The sequence below is a fragment of the Vibrio sp. 10N.261.55.F4 genome (assembly GCF_041470465.1).
GTDB lineage: Bacteria > Pseudomonadota > Gammaproteobacteria > Enterobacterales > Vibrionaceae > Vibrio > Vibrio crassostreae_C.
Genome location: NZ_JBFRMM010000015.1, coordinates 154,061 through 173,225, shown reverse-complemented (window position 1 = coordinate 173,225; position 19,165 = coordinate 154,061). Strand labels below are relative to the sequence as shown.

17 protein-coding genes are annotated in these 19,165 nt (G+C 44.2%); 12 read left to right on the top strand and 5 right to left on the bottom strand.

The window, feature by feature from the left end; genetic code table 11:
* Positions 1-12 precede the first annotated feature (12 nt).
* The 3 genes from rsxG (at position 13) to nth (ending at position 2,135) form a co-directional block, all read left to right on the top strand.
* Positions 13-642 (top strand): electron transport complex subunit RsxG, encoded by a 630-nt coding sequence (rsxG, locus tag AB4249_RS09110; protein WP_017061171.1) that lies wholly within the window; start codon positions 13-15, stop codon positions 640-642.
* Positions 642-1,334, top strand: coding sequence for an electron transport complex subunit E (locus AB4249_RS09105; protein ID WP_372102867.1), 693 nt, complete (start codon positions 642-644; stop codon positions 1,332-1,334). The genes rsxG and AB4249_RS09105 overlap by 1 nt, the downstream gene beginning before the upstream one ends.
* A gap of 165 nt (positions 1,335-1,499) precedes the next feature.
* Entirely contained in the window at positions 1,500-2,135 is a 636-nt protein-coding gene (gene nth / locus AB4249_RS09100; RefSeq protein ID WP_017061172.1) for an endonuclease III, read from the top strand.
* Positions 2,136-2,315: 180 nt separating this feature from the next.
* Here nth and AB4249_RS09095 read toward each other — a convergent pair whose 3' ends face one another.
* A complete protein-coding gene (locus AB4249_RS09095) occupies positions 2,316-5,069 on the bottom strand; it encodes a cation-transporting P-type ATPase (protein WP_017061173.1) in 2,754 nt (917 codons plus the stop codon).
* A gap of 765 nt (positions 5,070-5,834) precedes the next feature.
* Between AB4249_RS09095 and gloA the strand changes: the two genes are divergently transcribed.
* Positions 5,835-6,251: a lactoylglutathione lyase gene (gene gloA / locus AB4249_RS09090; RefSeq protein WP_004734046.1), complete on the top strand. Its 417-nt coding sequence runs from the start codon at positions 5,835-5,837 to the stop codon at positions 6,249-6,251.
* A gap of 199 nt (positions 6,252-6,450) precedes the next feature.
* On the top strand, positions 6,451-6,885 hold the full coding sequence (locus AB4249_RS09085; protein ID WP_372102865.1) for a DUF2753 domain-containing protein: 435 nt from the start codon (positions 6,451-6,453) through the stop codon (positions 6,883-6,885).
* 95 nt (positions 6,886-6,980) lie between these two features.
* On the opposite strand, the gene motY is transcribed toward AB4249_RS09085, so the two are convergent.
* Positions 6,981-7,862: a flagellar protein MotY gene (gene motY / locus AB4249_RS09080; protein WP_017063457.1), complete on the bottom strand. Its 882-nt coding sequence runs from the start codon at positions 7,860-7,862 to the stop codon at positions 6,981-6,983.
* Positions 7,863-8,050: 188 nt separating this feature from the next.
* Between motY and rnt the strand changes: the two genes are divergently transcribed.
* Positions 8,051-8,695, top strand: a complete 645-nt coding sequence (gene rnt / locus AB4249_RS09075; protein ID WP_017061178.1) for a ribonuclease T — start codon at positions 8,051-8,053, stop codon at positions 8,693-8,695.
* A gap of 65 nt (positions 8,696-8,760) precedes the next feature.
* Complete coding sequence (locus tag AB4249_RS09070; RefSeq protein ID WP_048611564.1) at positions 8,761-10,086, top strand: Na+/H+ antiporter family protein; 1,326 nt, start codon at positions 8,761-8,763, stop codon at positions 10,084-10,086.
* A 191-nt stretch (positions 10,087-10,277) separates the two neighbouring features.
* Here AB4249_RS09070 and AB4249_RS09065 read toward each other — a convergent pair whose 3' ends face one another.
* On the bottom strand, positions 10,278-10,907 hold the full coding sequence (locus AB4249_RS09065; protein WP_372099925.1) for a DsbA family protein: 630 nt from the start codon (positions 10,905-10,907) through the stop codon (positions 10,278-10,280).
* Positions 10,908-11,005: 98 nt separating this feature from the next.
* On the bottom strand, positions 11,006-11,344 hold the full coding sequence (locus AB4249_RS09060; RefSeq protein ID WP_004741702.1) for a Grx4 family monothiol glutaredoxin: 339 nt from the start codon (positions 11,342-11,344) through the stop codon (positions 11,006-11,008).
* Between the two features lie 268 nt (positions 11,345-11,612).
* Between AB4249_RS09060 and sodB the strand changes: the two genes are divergently transcribed.
* From sodB to AB4249_RS09045, 3 genes are all read left to right on the top strand, one after another.
* Entirely contained in the window at positions 11,613-12,197 is a 585-nt protein-coding gene (gene sodB / locus AB4249_RS09055; RefSeq protein ID WP_004734050.1) for a superoxide dismutase [Fe], read from the top strand.
* A 247-nt stretch (positions 12,198-12,444) separates the two neighbouring features.
* Complete coding sequence (locus AB4249_RS09050) at positions 12,445-12,948, top strand: VC2046/SO_2500 family protein (RefSeq protein ID WP_276202729.1); 504 nt, start codon at positions 12,445-12,447, stop codon at positions 12,946-12,948.
* A gap of 278 nt (positions 12,949-13,226) precedes the next feature.
* Positions 13,227-13,910 carry an SDR family oxidoreductase gene (locus AB4249_RS09045; protein WP_017063454.1) on the top strand — a complete coding sequence of 228 codons (684 nt, stop codon included), beginning with the start codon at positions 13,227-13,229 and terminating at the stop codon, positions 13,908-13,910.
* 186 nt (positions 13,911-14,096) lie between these two features.
* Here the strand turns inward: AB4249_RS09045 and adhE are convergent, their stop codons facing one another.
* On the bottom strand, positions 14,097-16,802 hold the full coding sequence (gene adhE, locus AB4249_RS09040) for a bifunctional acetaldehyde-CoA/alcohol dehydrogenase (protein ID WP_017061183.1): 2,706 nt from the start codon (positions 16,800-16,802) through the stop codon (positions 14,097-14,099).
* A 638-nt stretch (positions 16,803-17,440) separates the two neighbouring features.
* Here adhE and AB4249_RS09035 point away from each other — a divergent pair.
* Together AB4249_RS09035 and AB4249_RS09030 are read left to right on the top strand one after the other, a co-directional pair.
* On the top strand, positions 17,441-18,079 hold the full coding sequence (locus AB4249_RS09035; protein WP_004734056.1) for a YchE family NAAT transporter: 639 nt from the start codon (positions 17,441-17,443) through the stop codon (positions 18,077-18,079).
* A 150-nt stretch (positions 18,080-18,229) separates the two neighbouring features.
* Positions 18,230-19,072, top strand: coding sequence for an ion transporter (locus tag AB4249_RS09030; protein ID WP_029235134.1), 843 nt, complete (start codon positions 18,230-18,232; stop codon positions 19,070-19,072).
* The last annotated feature ends 93 nt before the right edge of the window (positions 19,073-19,165 follow it).

Sequence of the window (19,165 nt, the reverse complement as noted above, 5' to 3'; positions counted from 1 at the left end):
GGAGCGGATACCATGCTAAATGCAATTAAGAAAAACGGCCTTGTACTCGCGATTTTTGCGTGTGCTTCGACGGGTTTGGTCGCGGTAACTCACTACCTGACCAAAGATCAGATCAAACAACAAGAACAGGCTCAGTTACTGTCTGTTCTTAACCAAGTGATCCCACACGATCAGCACGACAACGAGCTGTTTTCGTCTTGTACTTTGGTTCAAGCAGAAGAGCTTGGTACTGAGCAAGCGATGCCGGCTTACATTGCTAAGCTTAATGGTGAGCCAAGCGCGATTGCGATCGAAGCGATTGCACCAGACGGCTACAATGGCGCGATTAAAGTCATTGTTGGAATGAAAACTGACGGTACTATTTTAGGTACTCGCGTGCTTTCTCACCAAGAGACTCCGGGCTTGGGTGATAAGATTGATCTGCGTGTGAGTGATTGGATTCTTTCGTTTGCAGGTAAGCAAGTGACGGATTCTAATCTAGACCGTTGGAAGGTTCGTAAAGACGGTGGTGATTTTGACCAGTTTACTGGCGCTACTATCACGCCAAGAGCAGTCGTGAAGTCAGTCAAACAAGCGGTCCAGTACGTTAACCAAAACAACCAAGCATTGCTTGCTCAACCTCTAAATTGTGGTGGTGAATAATGAGTGACCATAAAACATTGATCAAAAATGGCATGTGGGCCAATAACCCTGCCCTAGTGCAACTTCTTGGGTTATGTCCGCTGCTGGCTGTATCGTCAACAGTCACTAACGCACTTGGGCTAGGCATTGCTACCTTGCTTGTACTGGTCGGCTCAAACGTTTCTGTTTCTTTGGTTCGTAATCATGTGCCAAAAGAAGTACGTATCCCAGTATTCGTAATGATCATTGCCTCGCTAGTAACCTGTGTTCAATTGCTGATGAACGCTTACGCCTATGGGCTTTACCTCTCTTTGGGTATCTTCATCCCGCTGATCGTAACCAACTGCATCATCATTGGTCGTGCGGAAGCCTTCGCTTCAAAAAATGAAGTGCTACCAGCGGCTCAAGATGGTTTCTGGATGGGTCTAGGCATGACATCAGTATTGGTCGTGTTAGGTGCGATGCGTGAGATTATTGGTAACGGGACCCTATTTGATGGCGCAGACCTGCTGTTTGGTGACTGGGCTTCGGTGTTACGAATCCAGATATTCCAATTTGATAACAGCTTCTTGTTAGCCCTGCTTCCACCGGGTGCCTTCATTGGTGTTGGTTTCTTAATTGCTTTGAAAAATATCATCGATAACCAAGCAAAATCTAGACAACCAAAACAAGAAAAACCAGTCATTGAACGCGCTCGCGTTACCAATGCCTAATAAGTTAAATTAGCTTAAACCTCGCTGAGTTAGCTCAACCACTCAGCGGGGGGAAATCAGATCTAAACAGTACATATAATAATGACGCTCATAAGAGCGCGTAACCGATGATAAAGCAGAAGCAATCCAAGCTTCATGCCCTAACTATTTGAAAGTAATGTCGCTATGAACAATGTAAAACGAGTAGAAATACTTGAGCGTTTAAGAGAAAACAATCCAAAGCCAGAGACTGAGCTTAACTGGAACAGCCCATTCGAGCTGCTGATTGCCGTTCTATTGTCTGCACAAGCAACCGATGTCAGCGTGAACAAGGCGACGGATAAGCTGTACCCTTTAGCCAACACTCCGCAAGCAATTTTCGACCTAGGTGTTGATGGCTTAAAAGAGTATATCAAGACCATCGGCCTATTTAACTCAAAAGCAGAAAACACCATCAAAACGTGTCGTATGCTGCTTGACCTACATAATGGTGAAGTACCGGAAGATCGCGCTGCATTAGAAGCCCTTCCAGGTGTCGGTCGTAAAACAGCAAACGTAGTGTTAAATACCGCATTCGGTTGGCCAACCATTGCCGTTGATACTCACATCTATCGTGTATCAAACCGCACTAAGCTAGCGATGGGTAAAACCGTCGACGATGTCGAAGCAAAACTACTTAAAGTTATCCCAAAAGAATTCAAACTGGATGTCCACCATTGGCTCATTCTTCATGGACGTTACACCTGTGTCGCACGTAAACCACGCTGTGGCAGCTGTATCATTGAAGACCTCTGTGAATTCAAAGAAAAGAGCGAAGATTAGTCTTTCCGTTCACAACGATTAATCAATACGGCAGCGCTTAAAGCGCTGCTTTTTTATTGCCACTCTCTAGAATCCGCCTCTACATAAGTTTTCACTTCTAATTCTGCGTTCCCAAGACAACAGGCATAAAAAATCCCGCCTTTTATGGCGGGATTCAATTATTTAGCTAAGAAGTCTGTCTTAGATAAACTCCACTTTAGTCACTTCTTTGATAGCAGATAGAACAAATGTTGGTACTGCTGCAATGAAGATTAACGATATTAAGTGATTAAACTCTAGCGCTTCTGTGCTGAATACCAACTGACCGAAGCTTGTGTACACAACGCTTAAAGACAAGATAGCCGATACTGCCACCGCACCAAGTAGGTAGTGGTTAGTGAACGGATTCTTACGATAAATCGTTGTAAACGTACGTGCATCGAACAAGCTCCAAAGTTGAGCAAAGATCAGTGTTAAAAACGCAACGGTTTGTGCGTATTGAGCACTGTAACCACCGTCGAGTGCGTAAGAGAATGTCACAAAGCTTAGACCACCTAATGCGAGACCACGAGTTAGGATACGAGCGCCTAGACCATTAGAGAAGAAGCCTTGGTCACGTTTGCCTGGCTTACGCTCCATGAGATCTTTCTCTTCTGGCTCAACACCGAGTGCGAGTGCTGGTAGACCATCAGAAACGAGGTTAACCCATAAAATCATTAGTGGAGTTAGCGGAAGTACTACATCTGGTCCCATGAGTAGGAATGCAAATAGGATTACCGAAACCTCACCCACGTTCGCTGTAAGTGCTTGGCGGATAAACTTACGTAGGTTATCGAAAATTTGACGACCCTGACGTACCGCCTTCACGATAGTACTGAAGTTGTCATCCAACAGGATAAGGTCACCTGAGTCTTTCGCAACAGACGTACCTGTAATACCCATCGCAACACCAATGTCTGCACGACGCAGTGCTGGCGCATCGTTCACGCCGTCACCGGTCATAGAGGCAACTTCATTGTTCTCTTGCTGCGCTTTTACGATACGCAGCTTGTGCTCTGGAGTAACACGGGCAAATACTGCAACCTGAGAACAGATAGACAACAGCTTCTCGTCATCCATTTGGTCAAGCTCAGCACCCGTTACCACTAGATCGTCTTCGCTACGGATGATTCCGATTTCACGAGCAATCGCTGCTGCCGTGACTGCGTGGTCACCGGTAATCATTACCGTACGAACACCAGCGCTATAACAGCTATTTACTGCATCGCGTACTTCTGGGCGTGGTGGATCCATGATGCCATAGATACCCAGGATGCTGACGTCTTTTTCAAGCTCAGGGAAATCTAACTCAAGCTCTTCTTCTTTTAATTCACGGAAACCAACGGCAAGTGTACGCAGAGCATCACCACCAAAGGTTTGGATTGCCGCTTCAAAGTTTAAATGAAGCTCTTGAGACGGTGCGGTATCGAGAGCCAAGTTGCCTGAAACTTCACAGCCAACCGTTGGTACGAAACCACCGTCAACCATGAAGCTGGTTGATTTACCAAGAACAACATCTGGCGCACCTTTCAATGCTAGGAAGTGCTTACCTTGTGGGTCACGAACGATAACAGAAGCCATCTTACGACCAGAATCGAACGGGAACTTCTTAACGATTGAGTAGCCACCCGTTGATAGCATTTCATCTTGTTTAAGACCTGCTTTTGCAGCTGCAACAATTAGTGCACCTTCTGTCGGGTTGCCACGAACCGTCCATTTACCATCAGCATTTACATATTCAGCATCGTTACAAAGCGTTGCAACAACAAGACCTTTCATCATTGCAGGGCTGTTTGTCGCTTCGACATTGTGACCTTTGGTAATGAATTCACCCTTAGGATCAAAACCTTTACCTGACACATCCCAGTAACGACCAGACACATCGTACGCTTTCATCACCTGCATTTGGTTTTGTGTTAGCGTACCGGTTTTATCTGAACAGATAACGGTTGTAGAACCAAGCGTTTCGATTGCTGCTAGCTGTTTAGCCAAAGCATTATTCTTAACCATCTTAGTCGAGCCCATCGTTAATACGATAGTAACCACCGTTGGTAAACCTTCAGGAATAGCGGCAACCGATAAAGAGATACCTGTTGTTAGGATTTCTAACCATGGCATACCGTGGTAAACACCGATAGCACAAACAATAGCAACAACCACAAGAGCAACAACCAATAATGCGAGTGCGATGGTGTCCATACGCTCTTGCATTGGTGTTTTCGTCTCTTCCGTTTGGTTCATCATATCAGCGATGTGACCAACTTCAGTTTGCATACCTGTGCTTGTTACCACAGCAAGGCCTGTACCTGTAGTCACGATTGTTGTCATGAAGCCCATGTTCTTCTGATCGCCAAGACCAAGGGTCTCATCTTCAAGGCGTTCAGACTGCTTATTCACTGGCTCAGATTCACCGGTCAGTGCAGCCTCATCTACCGTCAGACGGTTTGACTCAAGAATACGAACATCAGCAGGCAGAATATCGCCAGTATTAATTTTGATGATGTCACCAGGAACGAGGGTTTTAGCTGGAACACTGATCCATTTACCATCGCGCATCACTTCGGCTTCTGGAGCTGCCATTTCTTTTAGCGCTTCCATCCCTTTCTGAGCTTTAAATTCTTGCCAGAACGCGATACCAGTATTGATAAGGATAATCACTGCAATAGCCATAGCATCAATCGCGTGGCCAGTAGACCAAGAAACGATTGCACCAACAGCTAGAATAAAAATCAGTGGGTTTTTATATTGATGAATATACAGTTCCCACGCAGAAGCTGACTCTTGTGCAGTCAGTTCGTTAGTGCCGTGCTTCTCTAAGCGTGCATCCGCTTCAGAAGTTGATAAACCTGTCGTTTGATCTGCGTTCAGTTCGTTTAAAACATCTGAACTTTGTTGTGTAAACCATTTACTCGTCATTTGAGTACTCCACATCAATGCCTCACGCCGAGGCTAATGTAATAAAATAATACTTATTCTTATGTGATAGAAAAATCGCACAAATCAAAAGTGAATATTTAGTCGATTTGGTGCGCTTGAAAAACTATATAGTAAGGATTGTCTATTTAGCAAAGATCGCAAAAGATACACTTGATACACACTTGACAACTACTTTGAAAACACAACCACATCAAACATCAAACATAAAACAAACAATACAAGCCCAAACTATTGTTTAAAAAAGATAAGCACAAAAAATAGATACCCTTTGCACTTTCGTAAAAACCATTGGTTATCGGCGTATTTTATCGAAAATTCCTTAATAACGAAGTAAAACATCGGAATAACCTTTCTATAAACAGGGAGATGTTGACGTAATCATAAATTGATAAAATGGAAAGTTAGATACCAATTTTAAAAACGAAAGGAAATCAGCAACAAGATGGAGATATAAGTCACAATTCAACAACCAAGGCCATTCTTGGCCATTACAAAAAAGACCAACACTCAAACTTACTATTTATGCAAAACTGCGAATTAGGCGCTAGTGACTGACAAATTAATAAGGCCGTCACTCTTTAATTTCTTGTAATACAAATAAGAAAAAAGGCAGAGGGGGAGAGTAAGATAGATGATGAGAATAAGAAAATATGACCAAACTCATCATCTCTTTGGTGTTGCTTATGAGCTTGCTCATATATAGTGCTATAAAAGAAACAACCAATAACAAGCTAGGAGCAAATCATGTCAAACGGTCGTATTTTACACACCATGCTACGCGTGGGTGATCTAGACAAGTCTATCGAGTTCTACACCAATGTAATGGGCATGCAGCTATTACGTAAGAACGAAAACAAAGAGTACGAATACACACTGGCTTTCGTTGGCTTTGGCGACGAATCTCAAGGCGCAGTGATTGAGCTGACTTACAACTGGGGCACCACGGAATACGATCTTGGCTCTGCTTTTGGTCACGTTGCTATCGGTGTTGATGACATCTACACAACGTGTGATGCGATTAAAGCAGCTGGCGGCAACGTAACGCGAGAAGCGGGTCCGGTTAAAGGCGGCTCTACACACATTGCGTTCGTTAAAGATCCTGATGGCTACATGATTGAGCTGATTCAGAACAAACAAGCAAGCGCAGGTCTAGAAGGTTAATTCCTTAACCTCTTTGAGAAGTTGAGTTTGAACGCCTGATGAAATAAAAAAGAAGCGAGCACTATGCTCGCTTCTTTTTTATCACTCTCCCCATAATCGATATGCTTCACCAATTATTCTTAACAATCTCATTGATGAAACTTTACATGATAATGATTATCATTTAAATTAACCACCTATTGATTAGTGAGGTAATACAATGATTAGCGAATGGGAAAAACACACGTTACTTGCCGATACTGCATTGCAGCTCGACGATCCTGTACGAAGTATTCTTCATTATCAGCAGGCTTTGAACTTAAGTGAAGAAATTACAGAACGCACCGATATTCAAGCCGATGAGCGGTTACTGATTTCGGTGATTTCTTGCCACAATCTTGCTCAATTCTGGCGTTGGGCTGGCGACACTGAATACGAGCTCAAGTATCTTCAACTGGCTTCTGAAAAGGTACTCACACTGATCCCTCAGTGCCCTAATACTCAATGTTCAAGCTTTATCGATTCTATTGGTTGCTGTAAGAAAGCGCTGATCGATTTCATGAAACGCCACCCAAACCCTAAAGTTGCCTCTATGGTGGAAAAGATCGATACCGCGACCAACTGTGAAATGATCGCCCGCTTCCGCTTGAATTAAACAAGTTCCGTTAAAACAACGACTCCAAATTTAAAACATAAAAAAGCCCGTCATCAAGACGGGCTTTGTCATTTCAAAACAAGCTGTTGTTTAGCTTAAACCTGTGTGCGACCTAAAGAGATCACAACACGTCGGTTCTTATCTTTACCAATTGGCGAGTTATTGTCCGCAATCGGACGACGCTTACCATAGCCTTGCACTTGGATACGATCTTCTGGCAGGCCTAGAGATTTGAAGTACTCTCTTAACGATTCTGCTCTGCGCTCTGAAAGGTTTTGGCTAATCCCTTTGCTGTCGACAGAGTCGGTGTACGTTGCCACCAGCACAAGGTCGATGTCTTGGTTATAGCGAACGTAATCGGCAATCTGGCTCAGCCTTTTGCGCGACGACTTGTTCAGCTGGTCGCTGTTGCGGTCGTAATGCAAAATAGTGAAAGAGATATCTTCAAAGCTGTAAGGCAGCAGGTTAGCAACACAGTCACTGAACACATTGTATTTTTCTTGGAACAACACCGACGACAACGACACTTCGATACGTTGATCTCGGCTCTGCCACTCTTGGTAGCTGAATGTCGGATAACGCCCTTTCTCCAACTCACTCAAGATGCCCCAAGCTGTTTGACCGCCGACATAGCCGTCAAATTGCTGGAAGAACTTAATGGTTGTCATACGATCAGCACTTTCACCCGGACGCCAAGGTGGCGGCATAGAGATCAAGCTTACATTGCGCGTCGCACCCATTGGACGGCGCATTTTAAGCTCAAAGTCCAAAATGATTTTTTTACTCGCGCGAGATGAGAACTCAGCATCACCAAAGTTTGGAATTGGGTGGACCAAGCGACATTCAAGTGGCGTGTTGGCTACCATCTCCCATGTCGACTGTTGAGGAGATGCTCCGTAACGCTTTTCTTGTGCCATGACCGATGACGACACAAGTAGCGAAAATAGCATTGAACCTGTTATGAGTTGTTTCTTCATAAAGTGGAGTATCTCTTAAGCAATTCGTTTAACAATGCAGCCAATTGCCGCATTTTTCTCTCACGTTTAAATATGCAATTATCAAGCCGCAATGGGTTAGGTAATTTAAGATTTATTGCCCTTCCCTAGTTTTTATCACTGCTATTATCTGCAATAATGCAGCCTTAATCACACTTATTTGGGCTAACATGACTGTAGAAAACGAAGCTCTGACCCTAAAAAAACGCTTTCGCGGCTATTTTCCAGTGGTCATCGACGTGGAAACCGCAGGGTTTAACGCTGAAACCGATGCATTATTAGAAATCTGTGCCATTACATTAAAAATGGATGAGAACGGAGATCTGCACCCTGCATCAACGCTTCATTTTCACATTGAGCCTTTTGAAGGCGCAAATATAGAGCAGGCAGCATTAGACTTTAACGGAATTAAAGACCCATTTAGCCCATTACGTGGTGCTGTGTCGGAACAAGAAGCCCTTAAAGAAATCTACAAGCTAGTGAGAAAAGAACAAAAAGCTTCAGATTGCAGTCGCGCAATCATGGTTGCTCACAACGCTACATTCGATTTGAACTTCGTTAATGCGGCAAGTGAGCGCTGTAAGCTTAAACGCGTCCCTTTCCATCCATTTGCTACTTTTGACACTGCAGCTCTTAGTGGTCTTGCCTACGGTCAAACCGTTTTGGCTAAAGCTTGCCGCACTGCAGGGATGGAATTTGACAACAAAGAAGCACACTCTGCTTTGTATGATACGCAAAAAACCACAGAGTTATTTTGCGGCATTGTAAACAAATGGAAAGCCCTTGGTGGTTGGCCTCTTGTTGACGAAGAATAAAAAATAGAGTCGGTAAACGTTTTTTCGTATTGCCTTCATAAAAAACACAACATCCCGAGAATAATATGAATCCTGTTGTAATTTCAGTTTGCATCATGCTTGTTTTAGCTTTGATGCGCGTAAACGTAGTCGTTGCTCTGACGTTCAGTGCAATTATCGGTGGCGTAGCCTCTGGTATGAGCTTGAACGACGCAGTCGCGGCTTTCGAAAGTGGATTAGGCGGCGGTGCAACGATTGCACTTAGCTACGCTATGCTTGGTACATTCGCTGTTGCTATCTCACGTTCTGGTATCACAGATCTCCTTGCTCAAAGTGTTATCAAACGCATTCACGGCAAAGAGAACAGTGCGGCATCGACTGGTCTTAAATACGGCATCCTTGCGTCGTTGATCTTAGTGACCATGTCTTCGCAAAACGTGATTCCAGTACATATCGCCTTCATCCCAATCTTAATCCCGCCTCTACTAGGCGTATTCGCAAAAATGAACCTAGACCGCCGTCTAGTTGCGTGTGTACTTACTTTTGGTCTGATTACACCTTACATGGTGCTACCGATTGGTTTTGGTGGCATCTTCCTAAACAACATTCTGCTTAAAAACCTTCACGACAATGGTCTTGAAAACGTAGTAGCAAGCCAAGTGCCAATGGCGATGTTGTTACCCGCTGCGGGCATGATCTTCGGTCTTCTTACTGCAGTATTCTTTACTTACCGTAAGCCTCGCCAATACAAAGAAACCTCTCACACTGTTGTTTCAACAGAAGTGAAAGAGATCAACAAGAAGCACATCCTAGTAGCAGCAGCTGGTATCGTAGCAGCGCTAACAGTTCAACTATCGACGGGCTCTATGATCATCGGTGCTCTAGCGGGTTTCATGGTATTTACCTTCGGTGGCGTTATTGCTTGGAAAGAGACACAAGATGTCTTCACCAAGGGCGTTCACATGATGGCAATGATCGGTTTCATCATGATTGCAGCAGCAGGTTTCGCGGCAGTTATGAAGCAAACAGGTGGCGTTGAATCTTTGGTTGAAGCACTTTCAACAAGCATCGGCGACAACAAGCCTCTAGCAGCACTACTTATGCTAATTGTTGGTCTATTGGTTACTATGGGCATTGGTTCTTCGTTCTCTACGATTCCAATCCTTGCAACTATCTACGTTCCACTAGCAGCAGCATTTGGCTTCTCGCCAATGGCAACAATCGCTCTAGTAGGTACAGCTGCTGCACTTGGTGATGCGGGCTCTCCGGCTTCTGACTCAACATTAGGTCCAACGTCTGGTCTAAATGCTGATGGTCAACACGAGCACGTATGGGAAACCGTAGTACCGACGTTCCTGCACTACAACATCCCACTGATCGTATTCGGTTGGATTGCAGCCATGGTTCTGTAATTAGGTTCTGTAGTTAAACAGTCCTACGCTCACTTTTATAAAGACCGCCTCGTGCGGTCTTTTTTGTCTCTGAGATTCATTCTACTCTTCCTTCCGCTCACTCTCATTGAACTAGCGACACCAAACAAAAAAGGCTTACTCTGATGAGTAAGCCTTAGAAATCATTGCGAATACAGATGACTCTCGCTGAATTACGCAGCGGGAGCATTACTCACTAAAATTTCGCGAATAGACTTAAGCGTCGCTTCCGTTGAATGATAATCCAATTCAACTTCACTAAAGATGCCGTTCACTTCAAGCATTAAGGTCGGGTAAGAAAATACACCCATCGCTTCTTTAAAGCCTAGCTGGTCATCTAACTCACTTTCCAATAACTTGCTAGAAAGGTCATTTTCCAACTGTTGAACATTCATACCTAGCTCTTCAGCCAACTGCAAATGTGTGTCTTGGCTATGTGGCAACATCGCACGAAGGTAGTAAGCATGTTGAATCGCTTCAAGCATCGCTTCGTAGTGGTCTTGAAAACCTGCAGCAATCACGGCACGGCACGCAGGGTAAGTACTGCGAACAGGTTGGCACTCTGTCCAAAAATCATGGTTAAACTCAGTACCCAACTTAGCTTCGATCTGCTTCCAAATCGCTTGCAGCTTGCCTTTCATCTCTTCTGACATTGGCTCATCAGAATCCGGGGCCAAACCACCCACTACATAGTTAAACTCAATGCTCGCAGGCAATTGTTGTTTCAATAACTCAAGTGTTGGCTTGTAACCCCAACACCAGCTGCACATTGGATCATGCACATAATGAAGTTTTACGTTCATTGTTCATTCCTTATCGAGTCAATGATTCGATCAATTCAAACAAAAAAGGAGCCTGATTAAGGCCCCTCATTTTAACTATTCAGCGCAAAGGCTAGAACTTATTCAGCGTCATCGCCAGCAACTTTAGCCGCTGCTTCTTTGATGATTGGCTGAAGTTCGCCTTTTTGGAACATCTCAAGAATGATGTCACAACCACCGATTAGCTCACCTTCAACCCAAAGTTGTGGGAAAGTTGGCCACTGTGCGTAAGCAGGAAGCTCTGCACGGATATCAGGGTTTTGTAGGATATCTACGTAAGCAAATTTTTCGCCACATGCCATTAGAGCTTGAGACGCTTGAGAAGAGAAACCACAGCTAGGTAGCTTAGGAGAACCTTTCATGTACAGTAGAATAGTGTTTTCTTCAATTTGCTGTTTGATTTTATCGATAGTTTCCATTGCTTCCTCGTTAATGGATTACGGCTTTATTGCCTTTATTCTACCCCAAACTAAAAGAATAAAAACCATATAAAAAAAGCGGTTAACAAGCTAAGCTAACAATTCACACAAAAGTAATGAAATAAGCTTTTAATAAAGTAAAAACTTGCTAAACTATATCGCAAGTCAGCAAATTGACCATGGTTGGCAGTATAGCGAGCCATGAATAATAATATCACTGGAAGCAATCGAAAGAGTTAACTCTTTCATATCAATGGAGAATTGAGCAATGGCATTTGAACTACCGGCTCTTCCTTACGCGAAAGACGCGCTAGAACCACACATCTCAGCAGAAACGCTAGATTTCCACCACGGTAAGCACCACAACACTTACGTTGTTAAGCTAAACGGCCTTATCCCAGGTACTGAGTTTGAAGGCAAAACACTAGAAGAGATCGTTAAGACTTCTACTGGTGGTGTTTTCAATAACGCTGCTCAAATCTGGAACCACACGTTCTACTGGCACTGTCTTGCTCCTAAAGCGGGCGGCGAACCAACTGGCGCTGTTGCAGAAGCTATCAACGCTGCATTCGGTTCTTTCGAAGAATTCAAAGCGAAATTCACTGATTCAGCAATCAACAACTTCGGTTCTTCTTGGACTTGGTTAGTTAAGAAAGCTGACGGTTCTCTAGACATCGTTAACACTTCTAACGCTGCTACTCCTCTAACAGAAGAAGGTGTTACTCCACTTCTAACTGTTGACCTATGGGAACACGCTTACTACATCGATTTCCGCAATGTTCGCCCTGACTACATGGCTGCATTCTGGAACCTAGTAAACTGGTCTTTCGTAGAAGAGAACCTAGCTAAGTAATTATTGCTTACGCTGCGCTATTTATAGCGAGTTATCTATTGAAAGCTCATGCCTCGGCGTGAGCTTTTTTGTATCTGTCGTGTTCCACAAAATCTAAACATTTCGTAATAAACCCGCCAATAGCGCTTACTTCTCGAACTATTGATAGCCTTCTTCCCAACCCTACATAAATTCTCTATTTGCCTGTAATTAAACACTAAAGTTTGCCGACTCCATGCCGTTAAAGGTGTATCCAATGAGAGGCGACATGCAAATACATACTTTAGACAAAGCAGGAATCATCAACGAACTGAAGTTCGGCATCGGGATCAGCCAAGCGGTTGAGCAAGGTCGCCGTGCAGATTTCGCGTTGCTGTTATCTATGTTTTCTAATGATGTCCGTGATTGCACGCCAATTGACACCATTGAAATCACAGAGACAAATGAAGATCGCCTGCGCAAACAATTTGGCGTAGCAGAACCTCAACAACTGCGTTCAAACCAGTCTTCATATGAGATTTCAGCTCAGCAATCGAATCATTTTCATCAAGCTAGCCTTGCCAGCGCCAAACTCAGCCATTACTTGAAACCTGAAGCGCTTGCCTTCATGCCTGAAGATACAGCCGACTTACCCGAAGAGGTTTACCAAAACCTTTCTGGTCATGACCGACGCAAACTCGCAAACAAGCATTTACCTGATTTGCCACATGCCACGCTCTACAATGAGCTAACCACCGCGCAACGTCGGTATCAAATTCAAGCTCAAGTATAGCGATCACCTACCTTTCCCTTTTTCGCTGTCTATCCATAGCTCTTCTTCGACTAACTCGCACACTTCAAAGTATTCACACGAATGATATGAACCACTAGCCTTAGGCAACCTAAAAACACCTGATGTCGGTTACCGCTTGAAGTTACTACAAAATGTGACTTGCCACTAAGTTCATAAAAACTTATTAATTGGCACACCTTAGTTTGAACCAATTCACACCCGTTGTATAAATTTTAACCCATCCTTATCCGACATGGACGATTTGTTTAGGTACTGGGATGGAAATAAAAAGCTCAATCATATTGGTGACATCTGCCGGCTCGCTACTGGGGGGGGCGATTGCGAACCACTTTGTTAACCTTGGAGCCACCGTCATCCTTTGTGATAAAGACACGGAAGCACTTAAAGCGACGTATCTACAGTGTGCCCGGTTTTCTGACTCTGTTTACCACTACACGCTCAAAGGCAATGACAGCCAAGCGATTCTCAGCGTATATGATTTTATTCAAACCACCTTCAACACGACACCCGATGTGCTGGTCAATAACTGGATAAGCTCCCCAATGCCTAGCCTAATTGGCGATCAGCCTGTGAGCAGCTTTATTAATGATCTCTCATCGATGGCATCGACCCTGTTCGCATTTGGGCAAATCAGTGCTGAGAGATTGCGAGAGGAAGATAAGGAAGGCGTGATTGTGAATGTGATATCTCATGATGACTTTCACGATGTGTCTGGCTTAGAGAGCGCAAACTCAATGATCACTGGCTTTACCCATAGTTGGGCGAAAGAGCTGACTCCCTTTGGCATTCGAGTCGGTGGCGTTGTTCCCGCCGTTCATAACTCCGATGGCAAGCTCAACCGATGTCACTGGGCGCAGCTGCAAGACGAGCTGACCAGAACAACCGAATACATTGTCTCGAATGACTACTTCAGTGGGCGAGTTGTCGCGGCAGAGGTTTAACTCCCTATTCCAATTGAACATGACTGGCTCAGCTCATATTAAGTAGCAGAGCTATTGCCTCTCAATCCGTTTTACAAACGAACCAAACATAAAAAAAGCCCCAGTCTCTCGACTGGGGCTTTCATCTTTTCCCGATAGATAAGTATCGTGCTAGCGAAAACTTATCTCAAAACTAATGCTTACTTATTATGCGTTAGCTTTTTCTTTTTTAGCTTTTGGCGCTTTCGCTTCAGCTGGCTTTTGGTCTGCTTTCTTAAGGATAACTGTAGTACCTTCGAAAGTTTCGCCTTCAACGTATGGTTGGCCGAAGTAAGAAGTTGTTAGAACTTCTTTTAGCTCAGTGATTAGAGGGTAACGTGGGTTAGCACCTGTACACTGGTCATCGAACGCTTCAACAGCTAGCTCGTCTAGTTTAGCGATGAAGTCAGACTCGTTAACACCCGCAGCTTGGATAGATAGTGGGATGTCTAGGTCAACTTTAAGCTCTTCTAACCAAGTCAGTAGACGTTCAATCTTCTGAGCTGTACGGTCACCAGCTTGGCTTAGGCCTAGGTGGTCAGCAACTTCAGCGTAACGACGACGTGCTTGTGGACGGTCGTACTGAGAGAATGCAGTCTGCTTAGTTGGGTTATCGTTCGCGTTGTAACGTACAACGTTTGAGATAAGTAGTGCGTTAGCAAGACCGTGTGGTAGGTGGAACTCAGCACCAATTTTGTGAGCCATTGAGTGACACACACCTAGGAATGCGTTCGCAAATGCTACACCAGCGATAGTTGCTGCGTTGTGTACTTTCTCACGAGCTATTGGGTCAGCCGCACCATTTTTGTAGCTTGATGGTAGGTATTCTTTAAGCATCTTAAGAGCTTGAAGAGCTTGACCGTCTGAGTACTCGTTCGCTAGAACAGATACGTAAGCTTCAAGAGCGTGAGTTACTGCATCGTAACCACCGAACGCTGTTAGAGACTTAGGCATGTTCATTACTAGGTTCGCATCAACGATAGCCATGTTTGGCGTGATTTCGTAATCAGCTAGTGGGTATTTAGCACCAGTCTTGTCGTCAGTAACAACAGCGAATGGAGTAACCTCTGAACCTGTACCTGAAGTTGTAGTGATACATACAAGCTCAGCTTTTTGACCCATTTTAGGGAACTTGTAGATACGTTTACGGATGTCCATAAAGCGCATTGCTAGTTCTTCGAAGTGAGTTTCTGGGTGCTCGTACATAACCCACATGATCTTAGCAGCATCCATTGGAGAACCGCCACCTAGAGCAAGGATTACGTCAGGTTGGAAGCTCTTCATTGCTTCAGCGCCTTTCTCAACAACAGATAGCGTTGGATCCGCTTCTACGTCGAAGAAAGTTTGAACTTCGATGCCTTGTGCTTTAAGCAAGCTAACTACGTCATCTGCGTAACCGTTGTTGAATAGGAAACGGTCAGTTACTAGGAATGCGCGTTTCTTACCTTCTAGGTCGCTCATTGCGATTGGAAGGCTACCACGACGGAAGTAGATAGACTTAGGTAGTTTGTGCCACAACATGTTTTCAGCTCGCTTCGCTACAGTTTTCTTGTTGATAAGGTGCTTAGGACCTACGTTCTCAGAGATAGAGTTACCACCCCATGAACCACAACCTAGAGTTAGAGAAGGTGCAACGTTGAAGTTGTACAGGTCACCGATACCACCGTGAGTAGTCGGGATGTTGATTAGGATACGAGCAGTCTTCATCTTATCACCGAAGTAACGGATGCGGTCTGCGTTAGTATCTTGGTTAGTGTAAAGACCAGATGTGTGACCGATACCACCGATTTCAACCATAGTTACCGCTTGAGCAACTGCGTCTTCGAAGTCATCTGCGCGGAATAGACCTAGAGTTGGAGATAGTTTCTCGTGAGCGAATTCGTCATCGTAAGAAACTTTACCAAGACCTTCACCTACAAGTACTTTTGTATCAGCAGGAACTTTAACACCCGCCATTTCAGCGATTGCTGGAGCAGGTTGACCTACGATTTTAGCGTTTAGGTTGCCGTCGATAAGCAGAACTTTACGTACTTTATCAGCGTCAGCTTTAGATAGAACGTGAGCTTTGTGAGAAGCGAAACGCTCTTTAACTTCGTCATATACTTCGCTAACTACGATTGCAGCTTGCTCAGAAGCACATACTACGCCGTTATCGAAAGTCTTAGACATTAGGATAGATGCTACAGCACGTTTGATGTCAGCTGTTTCATCGATAACGACAGGAACGTTACCAGCACCAACACCGATAGCAGGCTTACCAGAAGAGTATGCTGCTTTAACCATGCCTGGACCACCAGTAGCAAGGATAAGTGCGATACCGTCGTGCTTCATCAGCGCGTTAGAAAGCTCTACAGATGGTTGGTCGATCCAACCGATGATGTCTCGTGGAGCACCCGCTGCAACAGCTGCGTCTAGAACTAGTTTCGCTGCGTCGTTAGTTGAGTTCTTTGCACGTGGGTGTGGCGAGAAGATGATGCCGTTACGTGTCTTAAGAGAAATTAGAGATTTGAAGATTGCTGTAGAAGTTGGGTTCGTTGTTGGAACGATACCACAGATGATACCTACAGGCTCAGCGATAGTCATTGTGCCTAGGTTGTCATCTTCTTCTAAGATGCCACATGTTTTTTCGTCTTTGTATTTGTTGTAGATAAATTCAGATGCAAAGTGGTTTTTGATAACCTTATCTTCAACAATACCCATTCCAGATTCAGCAACTGCTTGCTGAGCAAGTGGAATACGAGCGTGGTTAGCAGCAAGAGAAGCTGCGCGGAAGATTGCATCTACTTTCTCTTGAGAGAATGTTGCAAACTCTTCTTGTGCTGCTTTAACGCGAGCTACTAGAGCATCAAGTTCCGCTAAGTTAGTTACAGGCATGGTGGATCTCCTAAAATAATAAATATTAAAAACTTTTTATTAAACTCGCTGCTTGCCGTTAACCTTAAACACCAACGTTCTTAGTAAATTGCTTTCAGGGCTGAGTATATTATTTCACTGTGTGAAAAAAATTGACCCAGATCAGTTACCCAAAAAGAATTAACCAGAAAGTAGTAAGGCAATCGCAAAAATGAACTTAAGAGCATGATTTATATAGATTAAACTCACACTTTTCGTTCGCGAAAAAAACAAGCAAACAGACAACTTTTTTCTACATAGCGTAATAAACTGTAAAAAAGTTTCATTTTTAGTCCGTTAAATTACATGTATACAGCTATATTCGTGCTACTGAGAGTATATCCATACCGTTGTACGGGCTAGATTCTGACATAATTTTTATTAATTTCGTGCGTCGGTTAACAGTTACTCAATAATAAATTACAAAATTAAACACTACCAACTAGCTTGCAACAGGCTTAAAACAAAAGTGAGATTCAATTAGTTTTTCTAAAAAGAATCACCCATTTCAAGTTAGTTTTTTTCATTCGCGTAAATCGAGTTTGTCCCTTACATTACGCGCCTAAACTATTCACAGATCAACCCTTCAACCTTAAGTACGCTAACTGGAGATCGCTCTCATGCAAGGCTTAGAACTCGCAATTTTTATGCAATTCTTCCTTGGGCTTGTTGCTGCCGTAAACCCAATCGGCATCATGCCTGTTTTTGTTTCTCTTACTGCTCATATGCCGCCAGAAGAGAGGAACAGGACAGCCTTACAAGCAAACATTGCTGTTGCCGTGATCCTCATTGTCTCTCTTGTTGCGGGGCAAATGCTGCTTGATATGTTTAGTATCTCGCTGGACTCATTCCGTGTTGCAGGTGGTTTACTATTACTGAGCATCGCATTTTCGATGATGAGCGGTAAGCTCGGTGAAGATAAGCAGAACAAACAAGAGAAGTCTGAATACATCAGCAAAGAGCAGATCGGCGTTGTTCCACTTGCTATGCCGCTAATGGCAGGCCCAGGTGCAATCAGCTCGACCATTGTTTATGGTTCTCGCTATCCAGCCGCGATTGATACGGTCGGCATCGGCATTAGCATCATCGCATTCGCAACGTGCTCTTGGCTTTTGTTCCGTTCAGCGCCGGTTATCGTTCGCTTTTTAGGTCAAACGGGTATCAACGTGATCACTCGTATCATGGGTCTGATTCTTGGCGCATTGGGCATCGAGTTCATCGCCAATGGCCTACGTAATCTGTTCCCAGGCTTGGCATAACCTTTAACAACATTTCGGTTGCTCTATAAAGGGCAACAATATTGAAATATAGATGAGGCGAGTAAAGCAATTGGGCTTTCACTCGCCTCGTTATTATGAAGCTTGTATAATGACTGTTTAATGCATTTAACAGAAGACGAACCTCTCCTTATGTCACGCAAGCCACTCAAGCATCATTTGTACGTCATTATCTTTGGTACTCACACGCCAGCCGGACGTGCATTTGATATAACTCTGATCGTTGCAATCTTGGCTTCGCTGTTGGTTCTGATCTTAGAATCCATCCCTAATGTGATGACCGAATGGTCACAACAGCTGCGTTATATCGAATACACCTTCACTGCACTCTTCACTCTTGAGTATTTGTTAAGGCTCTATTGCTCCCCAAAGCCAAAATCTTACGCCACCAGTTTTTATGGTGTCGTTGACCTATTGGCGATTCTTCCGACCTACCTAGCAATCATCTTCCCAGGCGCTTCATTTATGGGTGTGGTGAGACTGCTGCGTGTGATGCGTATCTTCCGAATTCTAAAGCTGGTTCGCTACCTGCAAGATTCCAATATTCTGTTGCGCTCACTATTAATGGCACGACGAAAGATACTGATCTTCTTTAGCACCGTCGGCATCTTGGTGGTTATCTTTGGCGCCTTGATCTTTGTTATTGAAGGTCCTGACAATGGCTTCACCAGTATTCCTCACAGTATCTATTGGGCCATCGTGACTATCACTACGGTAGGTTATGGTGACATGGTGCCGCAGACCGCGCTTGGTAAAGCCATAGCATCACTGACCATGCTATTGGGTTACTCTATCTTAGCAGTGCCAACCGGGATCATTACTGCAGAACTCAGTAATGAGATGAACTCGCACAAAGAATTGGTTAAGTGCCCGAACTGTAACCGAGCGGGTCATGATTCAGACGCCATGTATTGCAAGCACTGTGCTAGCGAATTAGCGGATCCAGACAAGCGTGTCGTCACCGACGAGAAATAAAAGCAGACACGAGATTCGAGTAGCGAGATGCGAAGAGATTTAAGGGCAGTTTCGAGGGCCGAATAACGAGGTAGCAATAAACTAAAAAGGGTT

What these genes read in the sequence shown, in the direction of transcription:
- rsxG (WP_017061171.1), top strand. Translation starts at nt 13, where the DNA reads ATGCTAAATGCAATTAAGAAAAACGGCCTTGTACTCGCGATTTTTGCG.
- AB4249_RS09105 (WP_372102867.1), top strand. Translation starts at nt 642, where the DNA reads ATGAGTGACCATAAAACATTGATCAAAAATGGCATGTGGGCCAATAAC.
- nth (WP_017061172.1), top strand. Translation starts at nt 1,500, where the DNA reads ATGAACAATGTAAAACGAGTAGAAATACTTGAGCGTTTAAGAGAAAAC.
- AB4249_RS09095 (WP_017061173.1), bottom strand. Translation starts at nt 5,069, where the DNA reads ATGACGAGTAAATGGTTTACACAACAAAGTTCAGATGTTTTAAACGAA.
- gloA (WP_004734046.1), top strand. Translation starts at nt 5,835, where the DNA reads ATGTCAAACGGTCGTATTTTACACACCATGCTACGCGTGGGTGATCTA.
- AB4249_RS09085 (WP_372102865.1), top strand. Translation starts at nt 6,451, where the DNA reads ATGATTAGCGAATGGGAAAAACACACGTTACTTGCCGATACTGCATTG.
- motY (WP_017063457.1), bottom strand. Translation starts at nt 7,862, where the DNA reads ATGAAGAAACAACTCATAACAGGTTCAATGCTATTTTCGCTACTTGTG.
- rnt (WP_017061178.1), top strand. Translation starts at nt 8,051, where the DNA reads ATGACTGTAGAAAACGAAGCTCTGACCCTAAAAAAACGCTTTCGCGGC.
- AB4249_RS09070 (WP_048611564.1), top strand. Translation starts at nt 8,761, where the DNA reads ATGAATCCTGTTGTAATTTCAGTTTGCATCATGCTTGTTTTAGCTTTG.
- AB4249_RS09065 (WP_372099925.1), bottom strand. Translation starts at nt 10,907, where the DNA reads ATGAACGTAAAACTTCATTATGTGCATGATCCAATGTGCAGCTGGTGT.
- AB4249_RS09060 (WP_004741702.1), bottom strand. Translation starts at nt 11,344, where the DNA reads ATGGAAACTATCGATAAAATCAAACAGCAAATTGAAGAAAACACTATT.
- sodB (WP_004734050.1), top strand. Translation starts at nt 11,613, where the DNA reads ATGGCATTTGAACTACCGGCTCTTCCTTACGCGAAAGACGCGCTAGAA.
- AB4249_RS09050 (WP_276202729.1), top strand. Translation starts at nt 12,445, where the DNA reads ATGCAAATACATACTTTAGACAAAGCAGGAATCATCAACGAACTGAAG.
- AB4249_RS09045 (WP_017063454.1), top strand. Translation starts at nt 13,227, where the DNA reads ATGGAAATAAAAAGCTCAATCATATTGGTGACATCTGCCGGCTCGCTA.
- adhE (WP_017061183.1), bottom strand. Translation starts at nt 16,802, where the DNA reads ATGCCTGTAACTAACTTAGCGGAACTTGATGCTCTAGTAGCTCGCGTT.
- AB4249_RS09035 (WP_004734056.1), top strand. Translation starts at nt 17,441, where the DNA reads ATGCAAGGCTTAGAACTCGCAATTTTTATGCAATTCTTCCTTGGGCTT.
- AB4249_RS09030 (WP_029235134.1), top strand. Translation starts at nt 18,230, where the DNA reads ATGTCACGCAAGCCACTCAAGCATCATTTGTACGTCATTATCTTTGGT.